Consider the following 23345-nt stretch of genomic DNA (forward strand, 5'->3'; position numbering starts at 1 on the left):
CAGATAAATACTACTTTTTAGTTGTTCATACCACATTTTAGTAGTATAATTGCCTCATCCAAACAACGAGGCGAGGTGATGAAGTTCAGCGAATTCAGACGGTGGTTGAAGGCCCAAGGGGTGACCTTCGAAGTAGGCAAAGGAAGCCACTTCAAAGTCACCGCCCCAAACGGCAACAGGACAACCTTCGCGGATCACGGCAGTAAGGAAATGCCAGAAGGAACCCGCAAGGCGATCATTAAACAACTGGGGCTCTGAAAGCCCCTTCACCGCTTGAATCGCGCTTCACCCTCACCTTCTGCACGTAGGGGTTTATCCATGTACAGCTTTGCAATTCGGTTCGAAACCGACGACTCACCAGGCCTTGCGGTGTTCTGCCGCGACCTGCCCGAATTCAACAGCTATGGCGACGACGAGGCGCATGCGCTTCAAGAAGCTGTAGACGCCATCGAGACCACTCTGTCGATCTACGTTGATCAGCGTCGAGCAATCCCACACGCGACGCCACCGGAGCCAGGCGAGCACGTTGTGCACCTGCCAGTAGCTACGGTGGCCAAGATCGAGCTGTGGAACGCTATGGTCGAAAAAGGTATGCGCAAAGCCGACCTACGCCGATTGCTGGGCGTTGCTCAAAACACCAGCGACCGGTTGGTCGACTTCCTACATCCAACCAAGATGGATGCATTGGAAAGGGCGCTCGGGGCGCTCGGCAAACGCTTGGTCATTCACGCCGAAGTGGCATGAACCCAGCGCATGGGCGGGACGAAGACACACTAGACCCGCTAATACCAACTTTGAAGAGCTGGTTGAGCTTTAGCTAGCGTTCAGCACGGTTTTGAGCGCTGCCAAGGTGGTGGTCACTTGGTAATTATTGGTGTCTGAACCTTGGTAGATTGCACGGTAGGAACCCTGGTCAATGACCTTGGTAATGCTCCCTGCGTTGACCAAAGCAGTCTGACCATTGCTTGCGGTGACTTGGATAAATTTATCAGCCATTTTCTTTTCCTTAACGGTATTGATGCCCGGGCGCGAAATTGCCCCGGATTGTGTTTGCAGGATGGATAACCGACTCAACTCTTTGCTGGGTAGCGGGCCATGCGGACCGCCTGATAATGAGCCCATGAAGAGATCGCGTAGGTCGCTCCAACTTGCCAAACATTGTGGCTAGTCGCCTTCACTTTACAGTAGGCGGACTAGAATTCAGGACACCGAGGTCGGTATGCGGTAACCATAGGAGTGATATCGATGAGGAATTTCGCGGTAGCTGTGGCGCTCGTGATTCCAATGTTCGCACTAGCAGACCAACGTCAGGTCGACGAGCTGCAGAAGAAATGCGCGAAGGAGCAAACCTCGCTTTTTCGCGCGAATAACGGCACGCCGTCTTGTGATCGGCTAAAGCAGAAAATTGAAGACGACAAAAAACAATCGGGCGAACCGACTTACCGATACAGCGGTGAACGAGGAAAGTATTGCTACTTCAACGGAGCTGGTGAAGTTCAGTCATGCCCTTGATAGGCAAACGTTAGGTACCTGCCCCCATTACGAAAAACCCCGGCTCAAAGGCCGGGGCTTAATCATCTGGCAACCTGCCGAGAATGATAGACGTACAGGTAAATAAGCCCGACGGGGGCAATCACGTATGCAAAGCCCCAACAAAGCATCATGGTGAAGACCTTTACCGTCAACATGAACAAGGCATTGCCAAAAAATACGTTCTCACCTACCACGAATCCAATAACCCGCTCGTACACGAACCGTGAATATGGGTACAGAAGGGTTAGGCCAACTGCCACTGCGATCATGCCATATTGGGTATTTTGAGACTTCAAGGCGATCGAGACGAATAGCGCCAGAATCAAGCTCCCAAAAAACAGCTGTCGGAGGTAGTAGGCTCGCGAGAGCCCGCCAAAAGTTTTGCTGAGAAAACTGTGCATGCGTAGTCCTTTAGCTCGCTGAATACAAAGCCGCTGAAGGGTAGCGCAGGATGGATCCAGAATCCATAAAAAGCAAAACCCCGACTCAATGCCGGGGTTTTTATGTTCAGAGCGACTACCTTCTCACGCACCTAACCGCAGGCTGAAAATTAACGCGGTCACCCGGTCACTGTCTAGCGGCTTCGCTGATTCGCTGATTCGCTTCATAGTCATGAGAGGCTTGAGATGACGTATAGGCTTTCGGCGAGTCAGCCGGTACTTGAACGGCACTAGACTGGGCAGTGCTCGCCTTGGAAGCGTTGGTGCTGTCCAAAGCCATTTTAATGGCAGTACCCATGGTGAAGAAAATTAGTACGCCAAAAAGCAGCCACGGGAGGACGACTATTCGCGATAAGGTGGAATGCCCTTTCCTAAACACGAACCATCCAAACACAACGGGGAAAAAGAAGATTCCCAGGCCGAGCACCAAACCCACTCGCCGCTTTTGCGTCGCAGCTGTTGTTACTTCTTTCATGTCGCACTCCATGGCGAACGAGATAAAGCGGATGTTTTTCTCAGATTATAAATTTCCAGATGGTGAATGGAGGCAGGTTGCAATTCAAAAAATCCTCACCAAACATTCTGCAAATTCAGAGACTTGCCATCGTTATCGCCAGGCAAAAAGAAAACTTTAGACATAAAAAACCCCGGCGTGTCGGCCAGGGTATTTTGGTGCCGCGATGCGTTTGCTTACTGGACACACTGCTATGAAAACAGGTCTTTATCTGTACGGAAAGACTTTTTTCACGCCGCCTCTCTGAAGCTCTCAATGGCTGAGTCGATCCAGGCTACTCCAGCCTTGATCAGCTCCCAAGCCTTGCGCTCGGACATCTCAGCTTCCCGGGAAATACGGTTCGCTGGCCACTTCGCGCCAAAGTAAAGCCAGATGAAAAGCCCCATTTGGCCATCCCTAGCCGTTAGCCTAGCCACAGCACGGTCGATGGCCAAAGCCACGTCATCTAGGATCACGTATGACTTGATTCCACCGATACTTGGCGTGTTATCTCGGATGAGGGCATACAGCGGCGACACACATTGCGGGACCCCCATCCCGTCCATCCGCCACCAGCCCCACTGCTCGAGCAGGTATTCGGTATCGCCCAGGGGTTTACCAAGGTAGGTTCGTTTCTTCATGCAGCCCTCCGAGGCGTGGGAGCGGGAGTCAATCCAAATAACTCGCGCAGTAACCTGTCGGCGTGTTTGTTCTTGGCGTTGCCATCGGCAATCCAGCCCTTGGCATAGGCCTCGAAACCGACCGAGCCAGGTGTGCCGTGCCAGTCGGCCACAATGTCCATCAGGGCGGCTGAGGCGATCCGGCCGTTTGTCTCTTCGAGCAACATCCGGTTGCCGACTTTTAGGAATTTTCGCTCTACCGTGGTCAAGCTTTTTCGCGGCAGTGCCGCACTGACGTTGCTCATACCCTGCTCCTCCCCGAATACCTATTTGAAAACTGCCCGCGGCCCATCTCCACCTCTTCGTGGCTGGGTATAGCCCCCTTAAAGTCCACAAACCGGCCGTACTGCCCCTCCTGCTGGAGCAGGCAGTCGCCGACCTTGGCGTGGCGACATTTGGTCATCAGGATCTGGGTCACGCCGTTTTGCCCTTCTTCAGTGTCGAGGTCGCGGTGAACCATCAAAATGCAGCTGGCGTCGGCCTCGATCTCGCCCGAGTCGCGTAGATCGCTGGACTGAGGCTTTTTGCCTACCCGCTTTGTCGAGTCGCGGTTGAGCTGCGCCAGTTCGATCACTGGAATGTCCAGCTCCTTGGCCAGCCTGAGCAGGGCCTTACTGATCTGGCCAACCTCTTCGGAACGGCTCCGCCCGCGCGAGTCGGCTTTGATCAACCCGAGGTAATCCACCATCACCCCAGCCAGGCCATGCTCGCGCTGACACTTGCGGGCGATGGACCGAATGCGCGAGGGGGTGAGCCCTGGGTCTTCGCTGATGAACATCGGCGCGTCACTTACCCTGGCAGCCACGCCGGACATCCGCGCCCAATCGTCTTCGCTAAGCTTGCTGGGCTCGTCTAATCGGCGCAGATGCACACCGCCCAGTGATGCGATGGTCCGCACGCCGAGTTCCTCGCCAGGCATCTCCAGGCTGAACACCAACCATGGTTTGCGCGCTTGAACAGCGTTGTGCTGCGCAATCTGCAGGCCCAGCGTCGTTTTCCCGCTACCGGGCAGGCCGGCGATGACCGTGACCTTCTTCGGGCGCAGACCCCGCATCAGTTGGTCTAAATGCTCCAGACCCGTGGTCTGCCAAGTCGGCGCCCGGCCGGCGCGCTTGTCGTCGATGGTGTTCACGGCAGCCAGCACGTAGTGGCTCAGCGGCTCGTAATCCGGGGTGTCGCCTTCCAGGTTGCGCAGGTCGGCCGTAGCCTGCTGGGCCAAGGCGATGATCTCTGCCACCGGCCGGTCTTCGCTTGCGCTATCGCGAATGATCTCCGCTACCTCAACCACTTTGCGTAGCGCCGAGCGCTCCAGCAGCACCCGCACGAAGCCGTTGATATTGGCCGCGCTGGGGGTGTTCTTAGCGATTTCGCCGGCGTAGGCCAGCAGGCTATCCCCATTCGGTAGTTGCGGATGCTCGATACCCACGGTAACGACATCGACGGGCATACCGGCGGCGTGCGTGGTCCTGATGGCTTCGTACAGCGCTGCGTTGCCCAAGTCATGGAAGTCCCGGGTCTGCACCTTGGCCAGCACCTGGTCCACCAGGTCGGGGAACTGCATGACAATGCCCAGCACCGCGTATTCAGCCTCCAAGCTGTACAGCTCACGGCTCATACAGCACCTCGCTGGGAATCGCCCCGGAACAGCGCCACCAGGCCCCCACGCTCGCGCAGGCGATCGACGGCCCGATCACCCATGCACTGGCGAAGGTCGGCCACACCAAGGTTGCTCACGATGATGGTAGGCAGTACGCGCTCATACCGGCCATTGATCACCTCGAACAGTACCTGCCGCTCGAAGTCCGTCCCGTGCTGGACCCCTACTTCATCGATTATCAGTAGATGCGGTTTCATCAGGTCGGCATACACCTGGGATTCTGTCTTGCCGTGGCCGCCGAATGTCTCTTTCACACTGCGGATAATCCCGCCAGCCGTTGCGTAGAGGCCAGCCAACCCCTGGGCCCCGAAGTTGCGAATCACGTCTTGAAGGATTCCGCAGGCCAGGTGAGTTTTGCCGGTGCCGACCTGCCCTAGAAGCATTACCGCACGGCCTACCTCAAAGTTCTCGGCAAATGCTTGCGCGTAGCCTGTGGCGAGGCTCCATACCTTGGCGTTAGCCTGATCATCGCCCGCACGCCAGTTCTCCAAAGTGGAAGTCTGGAAACGCAGCGGGATCTTGGAGTCGAGCAAGCGCTCGTTCAGCAGGCGCTGGCCGTGATCCAAGGCGCCGCCGGCACGGATCGAGATGTCGGCAGAGTGCCGGCGGTCGAAGTGGCACCGCGGGCAGCCGTACCATGCTGGCTGTCCACCGAATTGCTCTACCAGGGCGTCACCGTACTGGCCGTGCTGACTGCAATCACCCGCCCGGGCTTCGATTGTGTAGCGTGGTCGAATAGTCATTGGATAGTCCCCGCAATCCGGTAGTTACCATTGGCGTCGAGCTCAAGGCCGGCTTCGTGGTCGATCCGGTCCAAGTTCGTGTGGCGTGAAGCCGGCGCCAGCAGGTCAGGTGGTTCATCCTCCCAGCGCTTGCCGTTCAGCCAGGTGGTCGGAAGCGGTACGAACTGACCATTGCTCTTCAGCCAGTTGACGCTTCGGCATTGCCTGACGAGGGCCTTGACGATGACTTCCAGCAACTCAGGTGTAACGCTTAGCTTATTCCAGGCTGCTAGTGCCTTGGCCTTGTTCTCCTTACGTGGATAGAGCTTCCAGAAGGTGGCGAAGCCTGTATCTGCTTCCATTGCAGACATAGGTTTAGGTTCATTGACTGGTTCAGAAGAGTGACTGGTTCTGGGGGCAGCTGCCGCCCCACCCCCTGGGTTTTCTGCCGCCCCAGGTGGGTTTTCTAACGCCCCACCCCCTGGGGCATCTCCCGCCCCACTCTCCAGCGATAGGTGGAAAACGTTCGACTGGTTTAGCTCGCCTTTGCGACGGAATTCACGGCGGAGAAAACCAGCCTTTTCGAGCTCCCGAACATGGGCTTTTACCGTCGAACGACTGATCTCGCACTGGTCAGCGATATGCTGATACGACGGCCAACATTCGCCCTGATCGCTTGCATTGTCAGCCAGCTTGATCAAAACCAGCTTACGAAGGGGATTGCCAACTTTGGTTTTCATGGCCTTGACCATCAACTCCATACTCATTGCAGCGTCTCCCCAGGCTGACGCTGGACGTGTGCGACCAGGCCCATACTCAACACAAGCTTCTTGAGCACAGTGGTCGCATCTATTGCGGCAACGCGCGCTTCGCTCATCTGCAGGGCGTGCGGGGAATGACTCATGATCCCCGCTCTCACCCTGTCCGCGTAGTTGAAAGCTGCGCTGGCGAGCTCAAGCGGCGTGAGCCCCTCGAACGCCTCTGGTGGCTGCGGTGAATAGGGAACGATGGCCACAGGAATTTGCAGGGCGGGCGGCGCCCCCCCTTCAAGGAGATGCTTTCGCATGAGTTGCCAGTGTTGTGCCGACGCCTCAGCAGCGGAGCCGCCCGTCTTGCGCCGGAACAGCACCTGAAGAGCCCAAAACGCCTCAATCAATTCCAGATAGGTGTCATCCTTGAATTCGATCTTGCCGCCTTCTTCGATGAAGTTAGCGGCGTTGCTGACTGACTCGAAGCAGTGCAGTAGTAAGGCCGCATCTGGGAAGCCCTCGAAATAAGCCTCGTCGATGGTTTCGATGACTGGCTTCATAGGGAAATCGATGACTTTGCTCACAGGGTTTTCCTCCGGCACAGCTTGAACCGGCCTTGCTGGATGTCGGGATGGGTAGCGAACTGCTCGGTTTCGTGGGTGCACTCGGCTACGAAACGGTCAAAAAGGCGCGTCACGTCAGCGATTGCGTAGACCGGGTAAGGTTTTCCACCTTCATCGGCGTGCTTGTTCTTCACAAAACCATAGGGCCGCGGGCAATACGGTAATTCGCGCATCACCTCATTGATGACCCAGGGTGGTATGCCGTGGCGCAGGCCGATTCGTGACCGGATACCCGTGATGGGTTCAAAGCCAGCAGGTGTGCTTTCGAAGTAGCGTGTGTGCTCAACTTGGGCCACCCGGGTCTCTACGCAGGCTAGGGCCTGTTCGCTGGCCTGTTGACGACGCTCTATGTTCACCATCAACTGAGCTTGAGCAAGGGCTTGTTCTGCTGGTGTAAGCGGGCGCTGGTAGCCACCAGTCTTTCGAATAGATGGGAGCACCTCGCCGACAACCCACTCCTCAAAGGCCTCTGCTGCTGGCATCGCAGATCGCATTACAAGCCGATACAGATCTCGCTCAGGGATCACCTTCACATGCCGTACCTGACCCGCCAGTTCGGCGGGGTAGGTCTGCGAAGCTTTGCAATGCGTGCGGATCGCCTTATCGGTGTCCGCGTAGTCCAAGAGCTCGGCAACATCCTTTGCGATGAACCAGGGCTCGCCCAGGTCATCGGTAATGACGCGGATCTCTACGCCGTTGAAGCTGAAGGGAATTAGATTCATTGCGCGCCCTCCGTCCCGAAAGCTAGCCAGCCGATATTGACCCCGCATGCGCGCGCGATCTCAGGCAGATAAGCTGTCCGGTGTGTCTTAGCAGCTTCGAGATGACTGATAGTGGCCTGTTTCACGCCCACCGCTTGAGCAAGCTCGAATTGGCTCAGCGAGGCGCGATCCCGAGCCCAGGCAATGCGCTCCGCAAGAGTTCGGCCCGGTCCATTCGCGCCACAATTTGGAAGGTCAACGCTTTGTGGCGCCACCGGGTTCTGGCGGAAGGCCTCGTCTGCGAGGTTTCCCAGTGACTCCCGCTCTACATCGAGCTGGTTGTGCCAGTCGTCCGCATTGGTGATCGCTAGATCTGCGACAAGGCCATAGTGCTTATTGGCCTGCTGTTCATCTAGCCGGTCACGCAGGACGCACAGAACAGAGCGTAACCAAGCGATGTACTCCATAGCGCAGGCGATTTGGAAGATAGCGTCATCCACGATGCGTCGCTGCTCGCTCATGCTGCACCTCCGCCGACCGCATCAATTCCAGCGTGGGCGCCGTAGACAAGCGCCAACGCGCTTTGCGCAGCGAAGAAGATGAGCGTTGCCTGGTTGGAGCAGCCTGGCGTGTTCATCAAGTCGCGTAAGCCAGCGACCACTGCCTCAAGTTGATCGGTGGCCGTATCAAGGGCATCGACCACCGGCACGCGACCCGCGGCGGCGAGCACTGCGCAAGTTCCGCTGACGCAGAATTCGTGCTCTAAGGTGAGAACTTTGCCGTTCACTATGGCTTCTCCCCATTCACTTGGGCTGCAGTACTGCGCTGGACACTCGAAACGAGAGCGCTGACTGCTTCAGCGATGAACGCCAGCGTCCTTGCGCCATCGCAATAGGTCATCTCGCCAGTATTCAAGCTGTCACAGAGGTGATTGCAGATCTGCCCCAGGCCAGAGGACAGGACCTTTGCCGTTTCCAGCGCATCCTCGACATTCGTGCCGCCAGCAACGTGAAAGACTGAGCCGCCTCGGTTATCAATAGGCGTATCGTAAAACCCGGCTTCCGCGGTAAGGCGGTGTTGCGTTACACCTGGGGTGGTGCTATTTTTCGGGTGCATGAAATCGTCCTCCACAGACGAAGATTCAAAAATGCCTCCTGCTAGAGGCGACTAGAAGCCCGGCCTGCAAGCCGGGTTTTTGCTTTCTGGTGGTCAGCCAGGTCGCAAAATCGAAAAAAGCCACTGCATTACACGGCTTCAGTAGTACTGGATGGCTGAACAGCCCCATTGAGGTACTGTCCGATAGCCATCATTTTGGCCATGATCTCTTTACGGTTGACCCTCCCAGCGGGCGTAGGAAATGCCTTCATCTCAAGGGCAGCAAAGCTGCCCGAATCAGAAACGACAAAGATGATTCGCCCGGAATTGATGGCCTTACTGATAGCGGCCTGGCTGATTCCGAATAGCTTCGCGACTGGTTCTTGGCCCTGAGCTCGAACAAAATCAGAAAGAGGAACGGGGGTCATGTGCTCACCTGATAATGGCTTATGCCATAAAACATAACCTGCGGTGCTTGAATTGTAAACACTTGCGGTTTTTGCAAAATATAATTTCCGGTCATAATATCTAAACCATGAAAAAACGCCCCTTGACCGATGAAGAACTGGAAGAGTGCAGAGCTCTGAAGGTCGTCTACCTATCCAGCAAAAATACGCATGGGCTGAGTCAGCAAGGCCTGGCTGACCTATTGGGCGTCTCTCAATCGGCAGTATCGATGTACCTAAATGGCGTGAACGCCCTGAACCTGGCTATAGCGTTGCGCTTCGCCCAGGCTCTTAAGGTTCCTGTCAAAGACTTCAGCCCACGCCTGGCGCAGCAGATGCATGAAACCATCAAAGCTGCTGACGCCTTGGGAGCTGAAGGTAATGAGTTTTCTAACGTCAGCTTTTCCGCTCAGCCGTCACCTTCGTTTCGGTACCCGGTCATTAGCTGGGTAGCCGCCGGTAGCTGGGCAGAAGCCGTTGAACCGTTTCCCCCTGGTTATGGGGATCGTTACGAGATATCTGACTACCGCGCTCATGGCCCGGCCTTTTGGCTTGAGGTGAAAGGGGACTCGATGACTTCCTCCACCGGGCTCAGCATTCCCGAAGGCATGCTGATTCTGGTGGACACTGAAGCTGACGCTCATTCTGGCAAGCTTGTTGTAGCCAAGCTCACTGAAAGCAACGAGGCGACGTTCAAAAAACTGATTGAGGATTCAGGACAAAAATTCTTGAAACCCTTGAACCCCGCGTATCCCATGATTCCGATTAACGGAAATTGCCGTATCGTGGGCGTGGTGGTGCGGGCGATGGTTCGCCTCTGAAGGCTCTGAGCTTTGCCCCTAGACCCGCTTAGCTGCGGGTTTTTTGTGCCCTCAGAAAATAATATCACTTGCGGTACTTGACTAAAATTATAACCGCAGCTAATTTTATGTCATACCTAGATATTGCTTTGGAGATAGAAATGGAAATGGTGATTGGCTCATGGAAAGGCGTTTCAGGCTCAGTTCTCGCGCCGCGTGAACTGGAAGGGGTACTTCATTGCGCCAACGACTTAACAATAAAAGAGGCAGCGAAGAAGATGCAGCTCAGCCCTGACACGCTAAAGAAGAGACTGGAGAATGCGCGCTTCAAGCTGGGCGCTGGCAGCATACGGGCTTTGGTTCTCGAATCTTTGCGCCTCGGGATAATCAGTTCCGCATTCAGCCCCCACCCTACCCCTGAACCTCAAGACAAAACGGGTATCAAGCAAGGCATCTTCATCGCCTGACGCGTCAAAGGTGTCAGTGCGGTGGGCATCGCTCGGTGCCCAGCGTCGTGACCCCTATCTGGATTTTTGCGAAAGCCATGAATCGCGGCAGGCCCTCGGCTTGCCTGGAGAAAGCCATGCTCATACTCAGCCGCAACATACAGGAAACCATCGTCATCGATGGCCGCATCCGCGTGACCATCATTGGGACCAGCGGCAAGCAGGTCCGCCTGGGCGTGGATGCGCCCCAAGGCGTGGTGGTTGATCGTGAGGAAATCCACCAGCGACGGGTTTCTGATCCCGGTGCCAATCGTGCGAACGTGCCCGCAGTCGAAACAGATCCGCGTGACATCTACGCAGGGATTAACCCCTGCGGTTGCAGCCCAGAAGAGCTCAAGAAGGACCGTACCGGCTTCGTCGATGATCGCACCCACGCGGATTATCTGATCTTCCTGGCAGGCTACCGTGCCGCCCAGGGCGGTGCAGCATGACCCTGACCCAACGCCTTCTCACGCTGTGGGAAGCGTTACAGCACCGGGAGACCACCTTTGCCCAGGTGCTGGATCTGTCCGCTGCCTGTGGCATTGATGGTCGGCGCGTACTGGCCGACCACTTTCAGTGCCAGCGCGCTCTGGAATTGGTTTCGTTGGAAGCGTAGGCAGGAGTGGTATCGATGCGCTACATGACTGTCAGGAAATTCGCCACGGAGTCTGGCTACACAGAGGACGCGATCCGCTCGAAGATCCGTGATGGCATCTGGCGGCTCGGTGAGATATGGAACAGGGCGCCGGATGGCCGGACCCTAATCGACGTAGAAGGGTATGAGAGATGGGTAGAGATGGGCGGGGAGTTCGGGCTGTCTCCGATACGAGTATCGAAATCACGTTCATGTATCGGGGCGTCCGGTGCCGGGAGCGTATCGCGCTCAAGCCCACCGCCACTAATCTGAAGAAGGCCGAGCAGCACAAGGCGGCGATCGAGCACGCCATATCAATTGGCGCCTTCGATTATGCGGTGACCTTTCCACGGTCGGCCCGGGCGGCGAAGTTTGCGCCAGAGGCCTCGCGAGAGACGGTGAACGGGTTTCTCACCAGGTGGCTTGAAGGGAAGCAGAAGCACGTCGCCAGCAGCACGTTCGAAGGATACCGCAAGGTAGTGCAGCAGCGCCTGATCCCCGCCCTGGGCGATCACATGACTGTGGACCTCAAGCGCAAAACAATTAGAGACTGGCTGGACACGCTGCAGGTGAGCAACAAGACCCTGAGCAACGTCCAGAGCTGCCTACGTTCGGCACTGAGCGATGCAGTTGACGAAGAGCTGATCGAGACGAACCCGCTGGCGGGCTGGACCTACTCCCGGAAAGAGGCGCCGGCAAAGGAGGATGATGTAGACCCTTTTACTCCGGAAGAGCAGAGGGCGATCCTCGCTGCAGCAGCTGGCCAGGCCCGCAATTTCATCCAGTTCGCGCTATGGACAGGCATGCGGACCAGTGAACTGGTAGCCCTGGACTGGGGTGACGTGGACTGGCTACGCGGAGAAGTACGGGTAACTCGAGCGATGACCCAGGCCGCCAAGCGCCAGGCTGAGGTGACTAAAACGACCTCGGGCAAGCGTTCGGTTAAATTATTGAGGCCGGCGCTGGAAGCGCTCAAGGCGCAGAAAGAATACACATTCTTGGCGGGAGTTGAAGTATTCCAGAATCCACGCACGCTTGAGCGCTGGACTGGAGATCAGCCGATTAGAAAGACGATGTGGGCACACGCCGTGAAAAAAGGTGGCGTGCGGTATCGGCGGCCGTATCAGACAAGGCATACCTACGCCTCAATGATGCTCTCAGCGGGAGAACATCCGATGTGGGTAGCTCAGCAGCTCGGACACAGTGATTGGACGATGATTGCGAGAGTGTACGGTCGCTGGATGCCGAGTGCGGACTCAATTGCAGGTACAAAGGCAGAGGAAGCGTGGGCTCCTCTACCACAAGCGTTTGAAAACAGATGACTCGTTGAAGTCCCAAGTACATCAGCCATTTGATATGCTCAGAAATCGACACTGCTTGAGACACGTCATATGGCTACGGTTGCTGCCCACGAAGACCTTATGGAGCTGACAGAGAGCCTTATACTTGAGTGTAAGCTAGCTCAAGGCAAAGATGGTAAAGGTGAACTCCCAAAAGATTTCTGGCCGACATACTCGGCATTCGCAAATACGCGTGGCGGCACAGTTCTCCTTGGAGTCAGTGAGAAAAATGGCAGCTTCCAGGTTGAAGGCATAAAAGATATTGAAAAGGTAAGAAAAGATTTATTCAGCACTTTAAATGACCGTGGAAAAGTCAACGTCAATTTACTGGACGACAGCCACGTAGATAAGATACTTTTTGATGGGAAAGCCGTAATAAAGATTACAGTCCCTGCGGCGTCTCGAAAACAAAAGCCGATTTACATAAACGGCAATCCATTCAATAACACCTATCGAAGACTAAACGAAGGTGACGTTCGACTTGATGATGAGTCAGTCCGCCGTATGCTTGCTGAACAAATCGAAGATGAGCGCGATAGCAAGATCTTAGGCGGATTCGGGTTAAATGATGTAGACCCAGATAGTCTGCGTATATATCGTCAGATGCTTAAAGATGAAAAGCCAGGCCATCCATATCTTGAAGAAAATGACCTCGAACTTCTACGCTGCTTACGAGCATTTCGCGAGGATCGTCAGTCGGGGGAGTCTGGACTCACAATCGCTGGACTTCTTATGTTTGGACGGTGGAACGCGATTTTAGATGTGATGCCCAATTATTTCATTGATTATCAAGAGCGCCCTGAAGCCAAGACAGAGCTTCGCTGGGTCGATAGAATCGTCCCTGACGGAACGTGGACAGGTAATATTTTTGATTTTTACAGAAGGGTTTATCGAAAGCTCGTAACAGACTTAAAGGTGCCATTTAATGTTGTCGATGGTCAACGACAGGAAGACACTCCAATCCATGTAGCGCTACGTGAGGCTTTGGTAAACACGCTTGTCCATGCCGACTATACCGGCAGAGTTTCGATTCTTGTCGTGAAAAGACCTGACATGTTTGGATTTAGAAACCCGGGTAACAGTCGCTTGCCCCTTGACCAGGTACTTCGAGGGGGAGAAAGCGACTGCAGAAATCGAATCTTGCATCAGCTTTTCCTACTCATCGGACTTGGTGAGCGTGCGGGATCTGGTATTCCAAAAATTTACTCCGGTTGGAAAAGCCTGCATTGGCGCCCGCCTGCTCTCTATGAGAAGGTTCAGCCCGATCAGACGTTGCTAGAGCTACGGATGGTCGATCTCCTCCCCAAGGAGGTGGTAGCGAAACTACAAGCTGCATTCGGAGCAGCGTTTACTGCTCTTGGATCTCTCGAGCGAATGATTTTAGCGACTGCCGCTATAGAGAGGGTGGTTACCCACACCAGGCTAGTAGACATTTGCGGTGTCCATCCTCACGACCTTACGATGGCGTTAGGACGACTTGTCAAAGGAGATATGCTGGTCTCAGGAGGTCGATCTCGAGGCATGGTCTACCATCTCCCTGGTGAGCCTCTCCCCACTCCTGAGCAGGTTTTTGCAGAGCCCTCTGTGCTTCTACCTGATGCCGCAGACCTGCCTTGGAACCAGGGTTTGGCTTCTGAACATTCGGAGGTTAGCTCCGAATATTCGGAGGTCAGCTCCGAACACTCAGACGCTGAGCGAGATGGCAACGGTTGCCTCCTAAGCGCCCATTTAGACGCACCGCTTGTCGACGCGCTTGAAAAGCTCACAACCGACTTCCTTGCTTCACTAGAAGCTATTGCAACCGAGCCCAGAGCTAAGAAGAAGCTCCCGAAGGAAACCATGACCAACGTGATCTCGGCGATTTGCAGAGACCAGTTTGTGACACTCACAGCCCTCGCAAAATTGATAGACAGGCATCCCAACGGCCTCCGGCAGCAATACCTCACATCTATGGTGAAAAACCGACAGGTCCGCCTTGCCTTCCCGACCAAGCCGACGCATGAGAAACAAGCATATCGGGCGATCTCCAGCGGAGTTGACGAACAATGACACCCTTATGCCAGCCTAAAGGCTGAAAGCCGCATCGTTCAGGCCTTTGACGGGGGTTCAAATCCCCCCGGCTCCACCAAATCCAGAAAGAAGGCGCCTTAGGGCGTCTTTTTTTGTGGCTGCGTTTTGTGCAAGGCTTCCCCTGGCTGGTCATGTCCAACCCGTAGATACCGTCCTGGCTCTCACCTCGTAAGTGGAGCCATACATCTCGTAGCAGCAGGCCTTGGCCGCGACCGGGTTCAATACCGTGGTGCACCTAGTCGCTGGCAAGCCAGGCTGCTACACGGATCCCGCAGCCGGGCCTACCCGCGACCGCACCCAGCTCATACCGCAAGCCATACCCCGCTCCCGCCTTTGCACCCCGTTAACCTTGCACCCGTCGTTGCCAAATCAACGACCTGGGCGTAGGAACCCGGAACAAAACTAGGCGCGCACGTGCCAACCGTTTCGACTGCAAGCGCTCACCCGCTTTGCAAAACGTTATGGCAGCTGTGCGCGGGCACGCTCACGCGTGGCCGGTTGCCTAGAGTTCCGGTATTCCTACCCCGCGTATAGCTGCCACCCAAAGCCCGTAGGAAGGCCTGTGGCAGCTCCATAACTCTGGGAGCAAGACCATGAATCATCACACTCCAAATGTGAGCCTCGAGCAGCTGCTTTGCTAGGCTGACGCGCTGCTGCGTTGTGCAAGGGCTACTGCGTATGAGAGCGCTAATAACCAGAAAGGGAATCTGCAGGACCATGCGTTTGCCGCAGTGCATTTGATTGAGATGGCGCGCGGGAAGCTGGAGGTTGCGTTGCGGATGCAGGAGGGGCGTGCAGCCCCAAGAGTTAGATCGGGTGTCTATGCGCCTGTTTTGAACCTGAAGGCCCTCGTTACATGGAATGGTTGAAGGTTAATCTGGATGCTGCCGAATGGTTGATTCCCGGTCACAAAATGAAAGGGCTCACGGGCTACCAAACTAAACAGCCCTGAACGACAACTTTTGGAAACGTGATGAGGCTAACTTGGAACGGAATATTGGCCATCGTGGGCATCCATCAGGGACAATGCCTATCCTGCTATACGACTCAGCGGCCGTAATACCTAGAGACGCTTTATGACCCTTGCCGAGCTTCATCAGATCCTGGCCTGTGGCGAGGACAGCCGCCACCAGTTCAAGCGCGACTTCAATAATATCGATGCCCTGGCCGCCGAGTTGGCAGCGCTCGCCAATACCGCCGGTGGCTATCTATTAATTGGCGTAGACGACTCCGGCGCCGTTAGCGGTTTAAGCAGCGCCGATGTTGCGCGGCTTAACCAGCTGCTCTCCAACGCCGCCTCGCAGAACGTTAGGCCGGCAATCAATCCTTTATCTAGCAACCTCCAGACCATGCACGGACTGGTTATGGTGGTGGAAGTCGAAAAGGGGCTGAACAGACCCTATGTCGACAATCTAGGCCGGATCTGGGTGAAGAGCGGTGCCGACAAGCGTCACGTCACGGCCCGTGAGGAACTTCAGCGGCTGTTCCAGCAGGCCGGGCTAGTGTGCGCTGATGCGGTACCAGTAACAGGCAGCAGCACGGCGGATATCGACACCAAGGCTCTTGGCGAGTACTTCCAACGGCGCTTTCGGCACAGCCCTGAGCAGACAGGCTTTGACACTATTCGCATTATGGAAAACCTTGGTCTCGCCAGTGGCAGCACGCCTAATTTGGCTGGCTTACTACTCTTTGGTCAGACGCCGCAGCGCCTGTGCCCGGCGTTCGACATCAAAGCCGTGGCGTTTCCTGGCACTGTCCTGCATGACCACCACTACCTCGACAGTGAAGACATTGACGGCAATCTGCTGGAGCAGTACCGACGTAGCTTAGCCTTCATCAAGCGTAATCTGCGCCATGTGCAGCGCCAGCAGGGTTTTAATACCCTTGGGCAATTAGAGGTGCCGGAGGAAGTGTTCGAGGAATTGCTGGTCAATGCTCTGATCCACCGTGACTACTTTGTCAGCGCTTCTATCCGGATCATGATCTTCACTGACCGTATCGAACTGCTCAGTCCAGGGCATCTGCCAGATGTGCTTGATACGGAAAAAATTCGATTTGGCCTGTCCAACCGTCGTAACCCGACGCTCACCTCCCACGCTGTGCATATCTTGCCCTATCGCGGTTTGGGCACGGGCATCCCGCGTGCGATTGATGCCTGGCCGATGATCACGCTGGACGACGACCGTCGGGGCAACCAGTTTAGGGTAGTGATTCAGCGGCCCTTGGAAAGCGGGCCTCTTTCGGGCCTAAGTAGGGACCAAGCTGGGACTAAGTCGGGACCAAGTCGGGGCCAAGTTGGGGCGCAGTCGGCAATTGATGAAAAAGAAGCGGAGAGTCGTCCCTCCTTGCAGCAGGAGCAGGTCAAACTGCTGTACAGGATGACAGGCGACCACGCCGCGCCGGAGCTGATGACCTTCGTAGGGCGCAGCAACCGTACCAAGTTCCGCGAGCAAGTCTTGGCCCCGCTGCTGGCGCTTGGCCTGGTAGAGATGACCACTCCGGACAAGCCCAACAGCAGCAAGCAGCGCTATCGCCTGACCGCAGCCGGCCAAGCGCTAAAGGCTGAACAAGACCCTACGGGCGACTGACCCCACACCGATGGGCTGGCGCAATCCAGCGCTTCGCACATTTTCGCCACCGGTACATATGATCAGGAATAGAACGAACCATACTCGTTCTGACCTATGGCCAGTTCATCGACCTCATCCTGGGTTTCTCGCCGCTTACCGGGATGGCGCAACGGCAAATAAGGCCAGGACGCAGCTGCATAGGCATTGGGCCTGAACGAGGCGCATCAACAGGAGAGCGCCGCCATTGCTCAGGCCAACTATAAGACCGTTCAGGCTGAACATATGATTGGTTGAAGCGCACCAGCTACCCCATAGCGCCAAGCGTGGCTACCGGCAACTGACAGACAACGGCCGCACTTTCGCTCAAGCTAACCTAGCTGCCCTGAGCCCAGAACAGGGCTGGCATTTGGCTGAGCACGCCAAGGGCGTGAAGCGGAAGACAGCGCTGGTGTATTGCATAGTCTGCCCGCACTGTTGTATTGGCAGCACTTCGAGGGCTTAACTCTTCAGGTAATAGACCTAGGATCGAAACTAAGCGCGCCTGTGCCAACCACGAACTGGATAACGTCGCAGCACTACGCGGCGGCAAACCAACCACCGCCGCGCACTTTCCTTACAAAGCTGAATAGCTCCAGTGGCTGAGGCGCTGGGCGAAGTACGGCGTGACCAGCGCAACCGTGGCTGCATGGTCGGCGCGTTCCAGGCTCATCTTCTCGGTGTCGGACCCTGGACCGGTGATCCAGAGCGTAGCGGGCACCTTTTGTTCCTTCATTTTCTCCAGCAGGTTTTCAGCGCAGTACGGCCCGCATCGGTACTGGGGATGCCTACCTCACCGATATACATCGCCATGTTGTGTTTTTGGGCGTACTCGAACATTGGCATAAAGATGCCGTCTTTTTCGCGGGTGAACACGTCAGGCTTTATCTGGGTGTTATCGCCCTCATACACTCCGCTGGAGCTGCCATTGACGTCGCCGTAGCCGTGCACTTCCCCGATGATTGCATTTGCAGGGTCAATGATCTGAGCCTGCAAATCACCCGAGTTCAACTCCCAGTTGCGGGCACTGGCATATTGCAAACCGCAGATGAACGCGGGCTTTTTCGAGCTGTTGCGCACGTACTTCAGCACCGTGTTCATGGTGTTGATGTACAGGGTTTTCATGCCGTCCTTGGTGATGTAGTCAGTGGCACCGGCGTTGGTCTGGTAATACGGCTCGTTACCCAAACCCAGCCAAGGACCATTGGGGCATCGCAGGGCTGAACGAGCTTCTGGTGGAAGTTGGCCAGGCGGCACCGCTGATGCTGTTGCGATCGTTGATCAGCACAGGCTCTGTAGCCTTCCAGCGGTTGCCTTGGTTGCCCACCTGGTTAGTAGGCAGCAGGCGGCCGGTCAGCTTGCCGTTTGCGGTTTCATAGCGCATCAAGCACATGTAATGGTGTGGGTCGGGAATGATCTTGGCTTCGCCGTTGGAGTCTTCGCGTATCCAGCCAAGCAGCTCCTTCCACTTGGCGACAAAGGTGGCGTCCAGGCTGGCACCCTGCCCTGGCAAGCCTTCGTTGGTCAGGCCAATGGCGCGCTGCACTTCAAAGGGGAAGCGGATCAGGCGAACGCCGCGTTGCTTCACCCACAGGTGACCGTTGCGCGGGTAGGCCAAAAGTAATGGGTACCCGCCTCGCCAGGGGCGATCTGCCGGGCGTTCGCCTGAGAACCCAGATTGATGCCCAGGAGGGGAATGTTGGTCAGCGAATTGATACCGGTGCTGGAGTTAGCCATGTGCAAGTGCCTCAACGTAGATTGGATGAAGGCAGTCTCGCTGCTCTAGACAACGCTCGGCGGCGCTGGCTTGGGGCGCTTGGCCCTTACCTGAGTCAACGTTCTGCAACGAAGGCATTGAATCGTTATCCCTGGCGGGGCGATCACCCCTCCCGAATCACCGTCCCCGGCGCCACCGCAAATTCGGTAATGGCCGCGTTTTGCTTCTGCCCTTCCTTGGTCATCCCAAACCAAAACCCCATCACCTGCTTCAGCTCGCCGAACCACAACCCAATCACCGTGCCCACCGTCAGGCTTGCCGTGGGGTCGGTGAGGATCTCTGTGTTCCAGCCCATAAACACTGCAGTAATGATCAGCAGCGTGCCGAACAGGATCAGTGCGGTAACCGCAGGCCGAATAAAATCACGAGGTTGTGCGGCCGCCAGCTTGCGTGCGCTGTCGCGGTCGGCGGCTTCGGCGGCGTATTGCGCGGCCTCGGCCTGGAGGCGGTTGTTCTAGGCCGTGACGGCCAGTTGTTGCAGTTGGACCTTGGCGTTCGTTTGCAACTCCTGAACCTTAACCATGGCCTCAGGGTGGGTGGCCAGGGTTGTGCTAACAGCCTCGGGGTCGTTGGGGGTGTTGAGTACGGTGGACACAAGCGCACCAAAGGCGGCGCCCGCGGGCCCGCCGAGCAATGTGCTTAAGATGGGCGCTGCGGCGCCGATGAGTCGGCCTACGTCTGCCCAGTTCATGGGTCCGCCGCCCCGTATTGAAGGTTCTCAGCTACCCGATTGGCCCAGCCACGGCCGTAGAGTGGCCAGGTCGGCAACGTGGTGATAAACAGCAGCCGCTCGGCATTCAAGCGCATGATTGCATCGGTGGCACCCATGGCTTTCACGGCTGAGAGGGTAAACAGGCCCTCATGGGCGACTACCCTTTCAAATGCGAGATCGAACCCACTCATCTGCTTCTCCATCCATAAAAAAGCCCGCTTAACGCGGGCTCTAGTGACCTATAGGCAAGTTTGAAAACATTCTTACAGCCATGCTCGCCGCATCAGGCAGCACCCCTAAGCTGCGAACGCAGCCGGGAAATCCTGGTGCTTTGAGTGCTCACCTTTTCCGTAAGTTGGGTCACTTGGCCGGTCAGCACTTCAATCTTGCCCTCCATCCGGCCTACTACCGCGGCCAGTTCGTTTCGTTCTTTCGCAAACTGATCGGCCCGGGCCTCGGCGGCCGCGCGGGCAGCGTGCTCGGAGTCAAGCAGTTCGTTCAAACGCCGGATGGTGCCAATGCTGGCATTGTCCATGGCTCGGTCCGCGGCGTCTTTTGAGAGCAAGCGCCGCAGCCACAGGAAGCCGCCAAGGATGATGCTCACCGTCCCTGTTGCCCAGGTGGCGGTGCCTGGGCCAAGGTCAGTTGGGTCCATGATGGCCTCCTGCAGAAAGGAATTGGGGGGAATGCTAAAAGGAATCTGAAAACAACCAAGTTGCCGAGGTAAGGCGAACCCTACCCCGGCGTATTACTTACAACGCGGCGTAGTTCCAGTTGCCGATCCGCTCAGCGAAGTACGGCGTCAATAGCGCTACCGTTTGTGCATGGTTACTCGCCTCAAGGCTCATTTTTTCCCCGTCGGTCCCAGGGCCAGTAACCCAGAGCGTGACAGGTACTTTTTCGGCCTTCGCTTTATCCAGCAGATTCTTTAGCGCGGTGCGGCCCGCAGCGGTCGGTGGAATGCCGGTTTCACCAATGTAGGCCGCCATCTTGTTGGTCTTGGCATAGGTCAGGAACGGGCCCACGATCTCATCACGCAGTACAGTCGGCGAAATAAGATTGTTGTCCCCGTTATAGGCACCACTGGAGCTCTTATCCACGTCACCGTAGCCATGGGCTTCCCAAACGATCGCATTAGCCGGGTCGACAATCTTCGCCTGAAGGTTTGCCGACACGGTTGCCCAGTTTCGGGCACTGGCAAACTCAAGGCCGCAGATAAATACGGGCTTCTTCGAGCTATTACGCAGCGCTTGGAGCACCGTGTTTATCGTGTTGATGTACAGCGTTTCCAGGTTCGGCAGAGTGATGTAATCCTTTGCACCCACTGTGGTATTGGAATACGGCTCGTTACCCAAGCCCCAGCCAAGGACCATAGGGTCGTCGCACCCAGTCACCAATTTCTGGTGAAAGTTGGCGAGGTGAACCGCGCTCCAAGAGCCGCCAGCCGCACTATTGCCGTCTTTGATCAACACCTGCTCAGTGGCTTTCCAGCCATCCTGGTTGCCGGCTTCGTTGGCCGGAAGGATTCGCCCGGTCAATTTGCCGTTTGCATCCGTTTCATAGCGATGCAGGCGCATATAGTGATGCGGATCAGGAATGATCTTGGCTTCACCGTTGGAGTCCGCGGAAATCCATTCAAGCATTTCCTTCCAGCGACGGACGAACTCCTCGTTAAGGTTCGCACCCTGGCCTGGAAGGCCGTCGATCGTCGACAGGTTGATAGCCCGCTGCAGTTCGAAGGGGAAACGGATCAACCGCACGCCGAGGTTTTTCACCCAATAGGTGATGGTGTCACGGGTTGGCCATTGGTAATGGGTACCGGCTTCACCGGGAAGAATCTGACCGGCGTTAGCGACGGAACCCAGGTTGATCCCTACTAGGGGGATATTTTTGAGTTGGGCAATTGCAGAGCTGCTATTGGACATTTTGATTACCTTGAGTCAATTGAGATAACCGCGTAACGGACGCGGTACCGCTGTCGCTCAAAGGCGATGGCTCGAGGCTCGTGGCCTTCACATGATTCAACGCTCCACAGCGGGAACATTTGATCTGGAGTTCTGTGAACTCGCCCACTCGGGCAAGCAGTCGGTTGCACTTACCGCAACGGCAGTCTTTCAACATTGTGCAGGGCCTTTTAGATGCAAAGCCCCAGGCCTCTCGCATAAGCAAAGGCCATGGTTGGCTTGAGCCTGATTCTGTGAAATAGCGGCTTCTAGCAGAGGTAGAAGCCGCCTTCTTTTTCATTAGGCAAAAACGCAAAAACCCCGACTGTTTAGGTCGGGGTTCTTGGGGTGTCGCGGTGTGTTGCACTGGACACGTTGCTATAAAAACAAGGCTATTCCGCGCGCGCAACTCTTTTTTTACGCAGCCTTCCTAATTTGTTCCAGCGCGCAGTCGATCCAGCCCACACCTGTCTTGATCAACTGCCTGGTGCTTGCCTCGCTCATACGGTACTTGGTGCCGATTCGCTTGGCGGGCCACTTGGCGCCGTAGTACAGCCAAACGAACTCGCCCATCTGTTCATCGCGGCGGCACAGCCGGGCAACGGCCCCATCCACCAGGCAGGCCAACTCATCGGTGATCGCATAGGATTTGGCGGCAGAGGGTGTCACGTCTCGCATAAGTGCCCAGGTGGCGGATACATATTTCGGAATTCCCACTCCATCTATCCGCCACCAGCCCCATTGCTCCAACATATATTCGGTATCGCCCAACGGCATGCGGGCAGGTTTTCTTATGTTCATAGGGCCCTCCGGGGCATAGGTAGGACTTAGGCCGAACAGCTCATGAAGGGCGGTCGGCAGGCTTGACGCTCGCTGACAATTCAGCCTTAAGGCAGCCTTCGTATAAGCGACAGGCCTGCGGTACTGGATAAATTGCCAGCATGATCATTGGACTGTCCAGAAGCGGTTTGGCGGGCGTACTGTGATGCTCAAGGCCAGCCGTGCACCGATTACAATTTCTGGTTGCATGTCAGCCTACGTCATGAAATTTACAATTTCAATGCTATCTACAATACAAAGTTGTATTTTTAGCCCATGAAAAAACCAACCACAGGCCAGCTGATTGCGCTGGCACGCGAACAAATAGGCATCAGCCAGTCCGAGCTCGCACGCAGGCTGGGGGTAACGCCCCAGTCCGTGCAGGCGTGGGAAAGCGATAAGAACACCCCCAGGTATAAGCGCTTGAGGGAGATCGGCGATCAGCTCGGGGTATCGGCCTCATGGCTTATGGCTGAGGCAGGCGAACCCGTAGGCCCTGCCTCCTTTGAGTCAAACGTCGAGCCTGCTTTCCGCCCGTCCAAAAAGGCTTCTACTTACCCTGTGCTCAGTTGGATCGCCGCTGGGGAGCGGTCCCAATCGCCAGAGCAGTACGTTCCAGGCCCTGGGCTTTCGTTTGAATCTGACCAGAATGCGGGCGAGTACGGGTATTGGCTGGAGGTCAAGGGCGGCTCGATGACATCCGCCACCAGCCCTTCATTCCTGCCAGGCACCTACGTGCTGGTACAGCCCGAGGGCTTCGATTTGGTAAGCGGGAAGTACTATATCGCCCAGCATCGGGACGGCGAGACGACCTTCAAACAGTACGTCTACGACGCAGGGCGGGAGTACCTGGTGCCGCTGAACTCGGCGTTCGAGACCATTAAGATGGACGACGACTGGGACGTGATTGGGCGGGTGATCGATATAAAAGTCACCGGGCTTTAAGTGGGCTCATAGCGTTTAGGCGTACTCCTGACCGCGCTTTTCACCGGCTGCAGATGGGCAGCTGCCCCGTAT

At 56.1% G+C, this 23345-nt stretch carries 36 protein-coding genes; 11 read left to right on the plus strand and 25 right to left on the minus strand.

Annotation, left to right across the window (positions count from 1 at the left end):
• Positions 1-78 precede the first annotated feature (78 nt).
• Positions 79-258, plus strand: a complete 180-nt coding sequence (locus ACWKV4_RS17400; RefSeq protein WP_483833351.1) for a type II toxin-antitoxin system HicA family toxin — start codon at positions 79-81, stop codon at positions 256-258.
• Between the two features lie 60 nt (positions 259-318).
• Entirely contained in the window at positions 319-744 is a 426-nt protein-coding gene (locus ACWKV4_RS17405; protein ID WP_483833352.1) for a type II toxin-antitoxin system HicB family antitoxin, read from the plus strand.
• Between the two features lie 69 nt (positions 745-813).
• On the opposite strand, the gene ACWKV4_RS17410 is transcribed toward ACWKV4_RS17405, so the two are convergent.
• A complete protein-coding gene (locus tag ACWKV4_RS17410) occupies positions 814-996 on the minus strand; it encodes a hypothetical protein (protein ID WP_483833353.1) in 183 nt (60 codons plus the stop codon).
• Positions 997-1245: 249 nt separating this feature from the next.
• On the opposite strand from ACWKV4_RS17410, the gene ACWKV4_RS17415 reads away from it, so the two are divergent.
• On the plus strand, positions 1246-1512 hold the full coding sequence (locus ACWKV4_RS17415) for a hypothetical protein (RefSeq protein WP_483833354.1): 267 nt from the start codon (positions 1246-1248) through the stop codon (positions 1510-1512).
• Positions 1513-1574: 62 nt separating this feature from the next.
• Here the strand turns inward: ACWKV4_RS17415 and ACWKV4_RS17420 are convergent, their stop codons facing one another.
• The 13 genes from ACWKV4_RS17420 to ACWKV4_RS17480 form a co-directional block, all read right to left on the minus strand.
• Positions 1575-1934 carry a hypothetical protein gene (locus ACWKV4_RS17420; RefSeq protein ID WP_483833355.1) on the minus strand — a complete coding sequence of 120 codons (360 nt, stop codon included), beginning with the start codon at positions 1932-1934 and terminating at the stop codon, positions 1575-1577.
• 166 nt (positions 1935-2100) lie between these two features.
• Entirely contained in the window at positions 2101-2448 is a 348-nt protein-coding gene (locus ACWKV4_RS17425; RefSeq protein ID WP_483833356.1) for a hypothetical protein, read from the minus strand.
• A gap of 269 nt (positions 2449-2717) precedes the next feature.
• Positions 2718-3107: an antitermination protein Q gene (locus ACWKV4_RS17430; protein WP_483833357.1), complete on the minus strand. Its 390-nt coding sequence runs from the start codon at positions 3105-3107 to the stop codon at positions 2718-2720.
• Positions 3104-3391, minus strand: coding sequence for a hypothetical protein (locus ACWKV4_RS17435; protein WP_483833358.1), 288 nt, complete (start codon positions 3389-3391; stop codon positions 3104-3106). The genes ACWKV4_RS17430 and ACWKV4_RS17435 overlap by 4 nt, the downstream gene beginning before the upstream one ends.
• On the minus strand, positions 3388-4761 hold the full coding sequence (locus ACWKV4_RS17440; RefSeq protein WP_483833359.1) for a replicative DNA helicase: 1374 nt from the start codon (positions 4759-4761) through the stop codon (positions 3388-3390). The genes ACWKV4_RS17435 and ACWKV4_RS17440 overlap by 4 nt, the downstream gene beginning before the upstream one ends.
• Entirely contained in the window at positions 4758-5546 is a 789-nt protein-coding gene (locus ACWKV4_RS17445) for an ATP-binding protein (RefSeq protein WP_483833360.1), read from the minus strand. Before ACWKV4_RS17445 ends, ACWKV4_RS17440 begins: the two co-directional genes overlap by 4 nt.
• Complete coding sequence (locus tag ACWKV4_RS17450; protein ID WP_483833361.1) at positions 5543-6292, minus strand: helix-turn-helix domain-containing protein; 750 nt, start codon at positions 6290-6292, stop codon at positions 5543-5545. Before ACWKV4_RS17450 ends, ACWKV4_RS17445 begins: the two co-directional genes overlap by 4 nt.
• Positions 6289-6858 (minus strand): hypothetical protein, encoded by a 570-nt coding sequence (locus ACWKV4_RS17455; protein WP_483833362.1) that lies wholly within the window; start codon positions 6856-6858, stop codon positions 6289-6291. Before ACWKV4_RS17455 ends, ACWKV4_RS17450 begins: the two co-directional genes overlap by 4 nt.
• Positions 6855-7619: a BRO-N domain-containing protein gene (locus ACWKV4_RS17460; protein ID WP_483833363.1), complete on the minus strand. Its 765-nt coding sequence runs from the start codon at positions 7617-7619 to the stop codon at positions 6855-6857. The genes ACWKV4_RS17455 and ACWKV4_RS17460 overlap by 4 nt, the downstream gene beginning before the upstream one ends.
• Positions 7616-8119: a helix-turn-helix domain-containing protein gene (locus ACWKV4_RS17465; protein WP_483833364.1), complete on the minus strand. Its 504-nt coding sequence runs from the start codon at positions 8117-8119 to the stop codon at positions 7616-7618. The genes ACWKV4_RS17460 and ACWKV4_RS17465 overlap by 4 nt, the downstream gene beginning before the upstream one ends.
• On the minus strand, positions 8116-8385 hold the full coding sequence (locus ACWKV4_RS17470; protein ID WP_483833365.1) for a hypothetical protein: 270 nt from the start codon (positions 8383-8385) through the stop codon (positions 8116-8118). The genes ACWKV4_RS17465 and ACWKV4_RS17470 overlap by 4 nt, the downstream gene beginning before the upstream one ends.
• Positions 8385-8714 (minus strand): hypothetical protein, encoded by a 330-nt coding sequence (locus ACWKV4_RS17475; protein ID WP_483833366.1) that lies wholly within the window; start codon positions 8712-8714, stop codon positions 8385-8387. Before ACWKV4_RS17475 ends, ACWKV4_RS17470 begins: the two co-directional genes overlap by 1 nt.
• A 128-nt stretch (positions 8715-8842) precedes the next feature.
• The gene (locus tag ACWKV4_RS17480; RefSeq protein WP_483833367.1) at positions 8843-9121 is read right to left on the minus strand and encodes a Cro/CI family transcriptional regulator; all 279 of its coding nucleotides are present in this window, start codon (positions 9119-9121) and stop codon (positions 8843-8845) included.
• 122 nt (positions 9122-9243) lie between these two features.
• On the opposite strand from ACWKV4_RS17480, the gene ACWKV4_RS17485 reads away from it, so the two are divergent.
• The 7 genes from ACWKV4_RS17485 (at position 9244) to ACWKV4_RS17515 (ending at position 17059) form a co-directional block, all read left to right on the plus strand.
• A complete protein-coding gene (locus ACWKV4_RS17485; RefSeq protein ID WP_483833368.1) occupies positions 9244-9960 on the plus strand; it encodes a LexA family protein in 717 nt (238 codons plus the stop codon).
• Positions 9961-10100: 140 nt separating this feature from the next.
• Positions 10101-10406, plus strand: coding sequence for a helix-turn-helix transcriptional regulator (locus tag ACWKV4_RS17490; protein WP_483833369.1), 306 nt, complete (start codon positions 10101-10103; stop codon positions 10404-10406).
• A 116-nt stretch (positions 10407-10522) separates the two neighbouring features.
• Positions 10523-10876: a carbon storage regulator gene (locus ACWKV4_RS17495; RefSeq protein WP_483833370.1), complete on the plus strand. Its 354-nt coding sequence runs from the start codon at positions 10523-10525 to the stop codon at positions 10874-10876.
• Positions 10873-11043 carry a hypothetical protein gene (locus ACWKV4_RS17500; protein ID WP_483833371.1) on the plus strand — a complete coding sequence of 57 codons (171 nt, stop codon included), beginning with the start codon at positions 10873-10875 and terminating at the stop codon, positions 11041-11043. Before ACWKV4_RS17495 ends, ACWKV4_RS17500 begins: the two co-directional genes overlap by 4 nt.
• Before the next feature lie 170 nt (positions 11044-11213).
• Positions 11214-12383 carry an Arm DNA-binding domain-containing protein gene (locus ACWKV4_RS17505; protein WP_483833372.1) on the plus strand — a complete coding sequence of 390 codons (1170 nt, stop codon included), beginning with the start codon at positions 11214-11216 and terminating at the stop codon, positions 12381-12383.
• 99 nt (positions 12384-12482) lie between these two features.
• Positions 12483-14450 carry an RNA-binding domain-containing protein gene (locus ACWKV4_RS17510; protein WP_483833373.1) on the plus strand — a complete coding sequence of 656 codons (1968 nt, stop codon included), beginning with the start codon at positions 12483-12485 and terminating at the stop codon, positions 14448-14450.
• 1097 nt (positions 14451-15547) lie between these two features.
• On the plus strand, positions 15548-17059 hold the full coding sequence (locus ACWKV4_RS17515) for an RNA-binding domain-containing protein (protein WP_483833374.1): 1512 nt from the start codon (positions 15548-15550) through the stop codon (positions 17057-17059).
• 595 nt (positions 17060-17654) lie between these two features.
• Here the strand turns inward: ACWKV4_RS17515 and ACWKV4_RS17520 are convergent.
• From ACWKV4_RS17520 to ACWKV4_RS17570, 11 genes are all read right to left on the minus strand, one after another.
• Complete coding sequence (locus ACWKV4_RS17520) at positions 17655-17798, minus strand: hypothetical protein (protein ID WP_483833375.1); 144 nt, start codon at positions 17796-17798, stop codon at positions 17655-17657.
• Between the two features lie 11 nt (positions 17799-17809).
• On the minus strand, positions 17810-18265 hold the full coding sequence (locus ACWKV4_RS17525; RefSeq protein WP_483833376.1) for a cellulase family glycosylhydrolase: 456 nt from the start codon (positions 18263-18265) through the stop codon (positions 17810-17812).
• Positions 18258-18665: a hypothetical protein gene (locus ACWKV4_RS17530; protein WP_483833377.1), complete on the minus strand. Its 408-nt coding sequence runs from the start codon at positions 18663-18665 to the stop codon at positions 18258-18260. Before ACWKV4_RS17530 ends, ACWKV4_RS17525 begins: the two co-directional genes overlap by 8 nt.
• Positions 18662-18814: a hypothetical protein gene (locus ACWKV4_RS17535; RefSeq protein WP_483833378.1), complete on the minus strand. Its 153-nt coding sequence runs from the start codon at positions 18812-18814 to the stop codon at positions 18662-18664. The genes ACWKV4_RS17530 and ACWKV4_RS17535 overlap by 4 nt, the downstream gene beginning before the upstream one ends.
• A gap of 143 nt (positions 18815-18957) precedes the next feature.
• Positions 18958-19149 (minus strand): hypothetical protein, encoded by a 192-nt coding sequence (locus ACWKV4_RS17540; RefSeq protein ID WP_483833379.1) that lies wholly within the window; start codon positions 19147-19149, stop codon positions 18958-18960.
• 159 nt (positions 19150-19308) lie between these two features.
• Positions 19309-19545 (minus strand): hypothetical protein, encoded by a 237-nt coding sequence (locus ACWKV4_RS17545; protein ID WP_483833380.1) that lies wholly within the window; start codon positions 19543-19545, stop codon positions 19309-19311.
• Positions 19542-19757, minus strand: coding sequence for a hypothetical protein (locus ACWKV4_RS17550; protein ID WP_483833381.1), 216 nt, complete (start codon positions 19755-19757; stop codon positions 19542-19544). Before ACWKV4_RS17550 ends, ACWKV4_RS17545 begins: the two co-directional genes overlap by 4 nt.
• Positions 19758-19849: 92 nt before the next feature.
• Complete coding sequence (locus ACWKV4_RS17555) at positions 19850-20221, minus strand: chemotaxis protein (protein WP_483833382.1); 372 nt, start codon at positions 20219-20221, stop codon at positions 19850-19852.
• 97 nt (positions 20222-20318) lie between these two features.
• Positions 20319-21491 (minus strand): cellulase family glycosylhydrolase, encoded by a 1173-nt coding sequence (locus ACWKV4_RS17560; protein ID WP_483833383.1) that lies wholly within the window; start codon positions 21489-21491, stop codon positions 20319-20321.
• Entirely contained in the window at positions 21481-21687 is a 207-nt protein-coding gene (locus ACWKV4_RS17565; RefSeq protein ID WP_483833384.1) for a Com family DNA-binding transcriptional regulator, read from the minus strand. Before ACWKV4_RS17565 ends, ACWKV4_RS17560 begins: the two co-directional genes overlap by 11 nt.
• A gap of 239 nt (positions 21688-21926) precedes the next feature.
• Positions 21927-22310, minus strand: coding sequence for an antiterminator Q family protein (locus ACWKV4_RS17570; protein ID WP_483833385.1), 384 nt, complete (start codon positions 22308-22310; stop codon positions 21927-21929).
• A gap of 294 nt (positions 22311-22604) precedes the next feature.
• Between ACWKV4_RS17570 and ACWKV4_RS17575 the strand changes: the two genes are divergently transcribed.
• Positions 22605-23273 carry a LexA family protein gene (locus ACWKV4_RS17575; RefSeq protein WP_483833386.1) on the plus strand — a complete coding sequence of 223 codons (669 nt, stop codon included), beginning with the start codon at positions 22605-22607 and terminating at the stop codon, positions 23271-23273.
• The last annotated feature ends 72 nt before the right edge of the window (positions 23274-23345 follow it).

Source organism: Pseudomonas artemisiae (assembly GCF_057128685.1).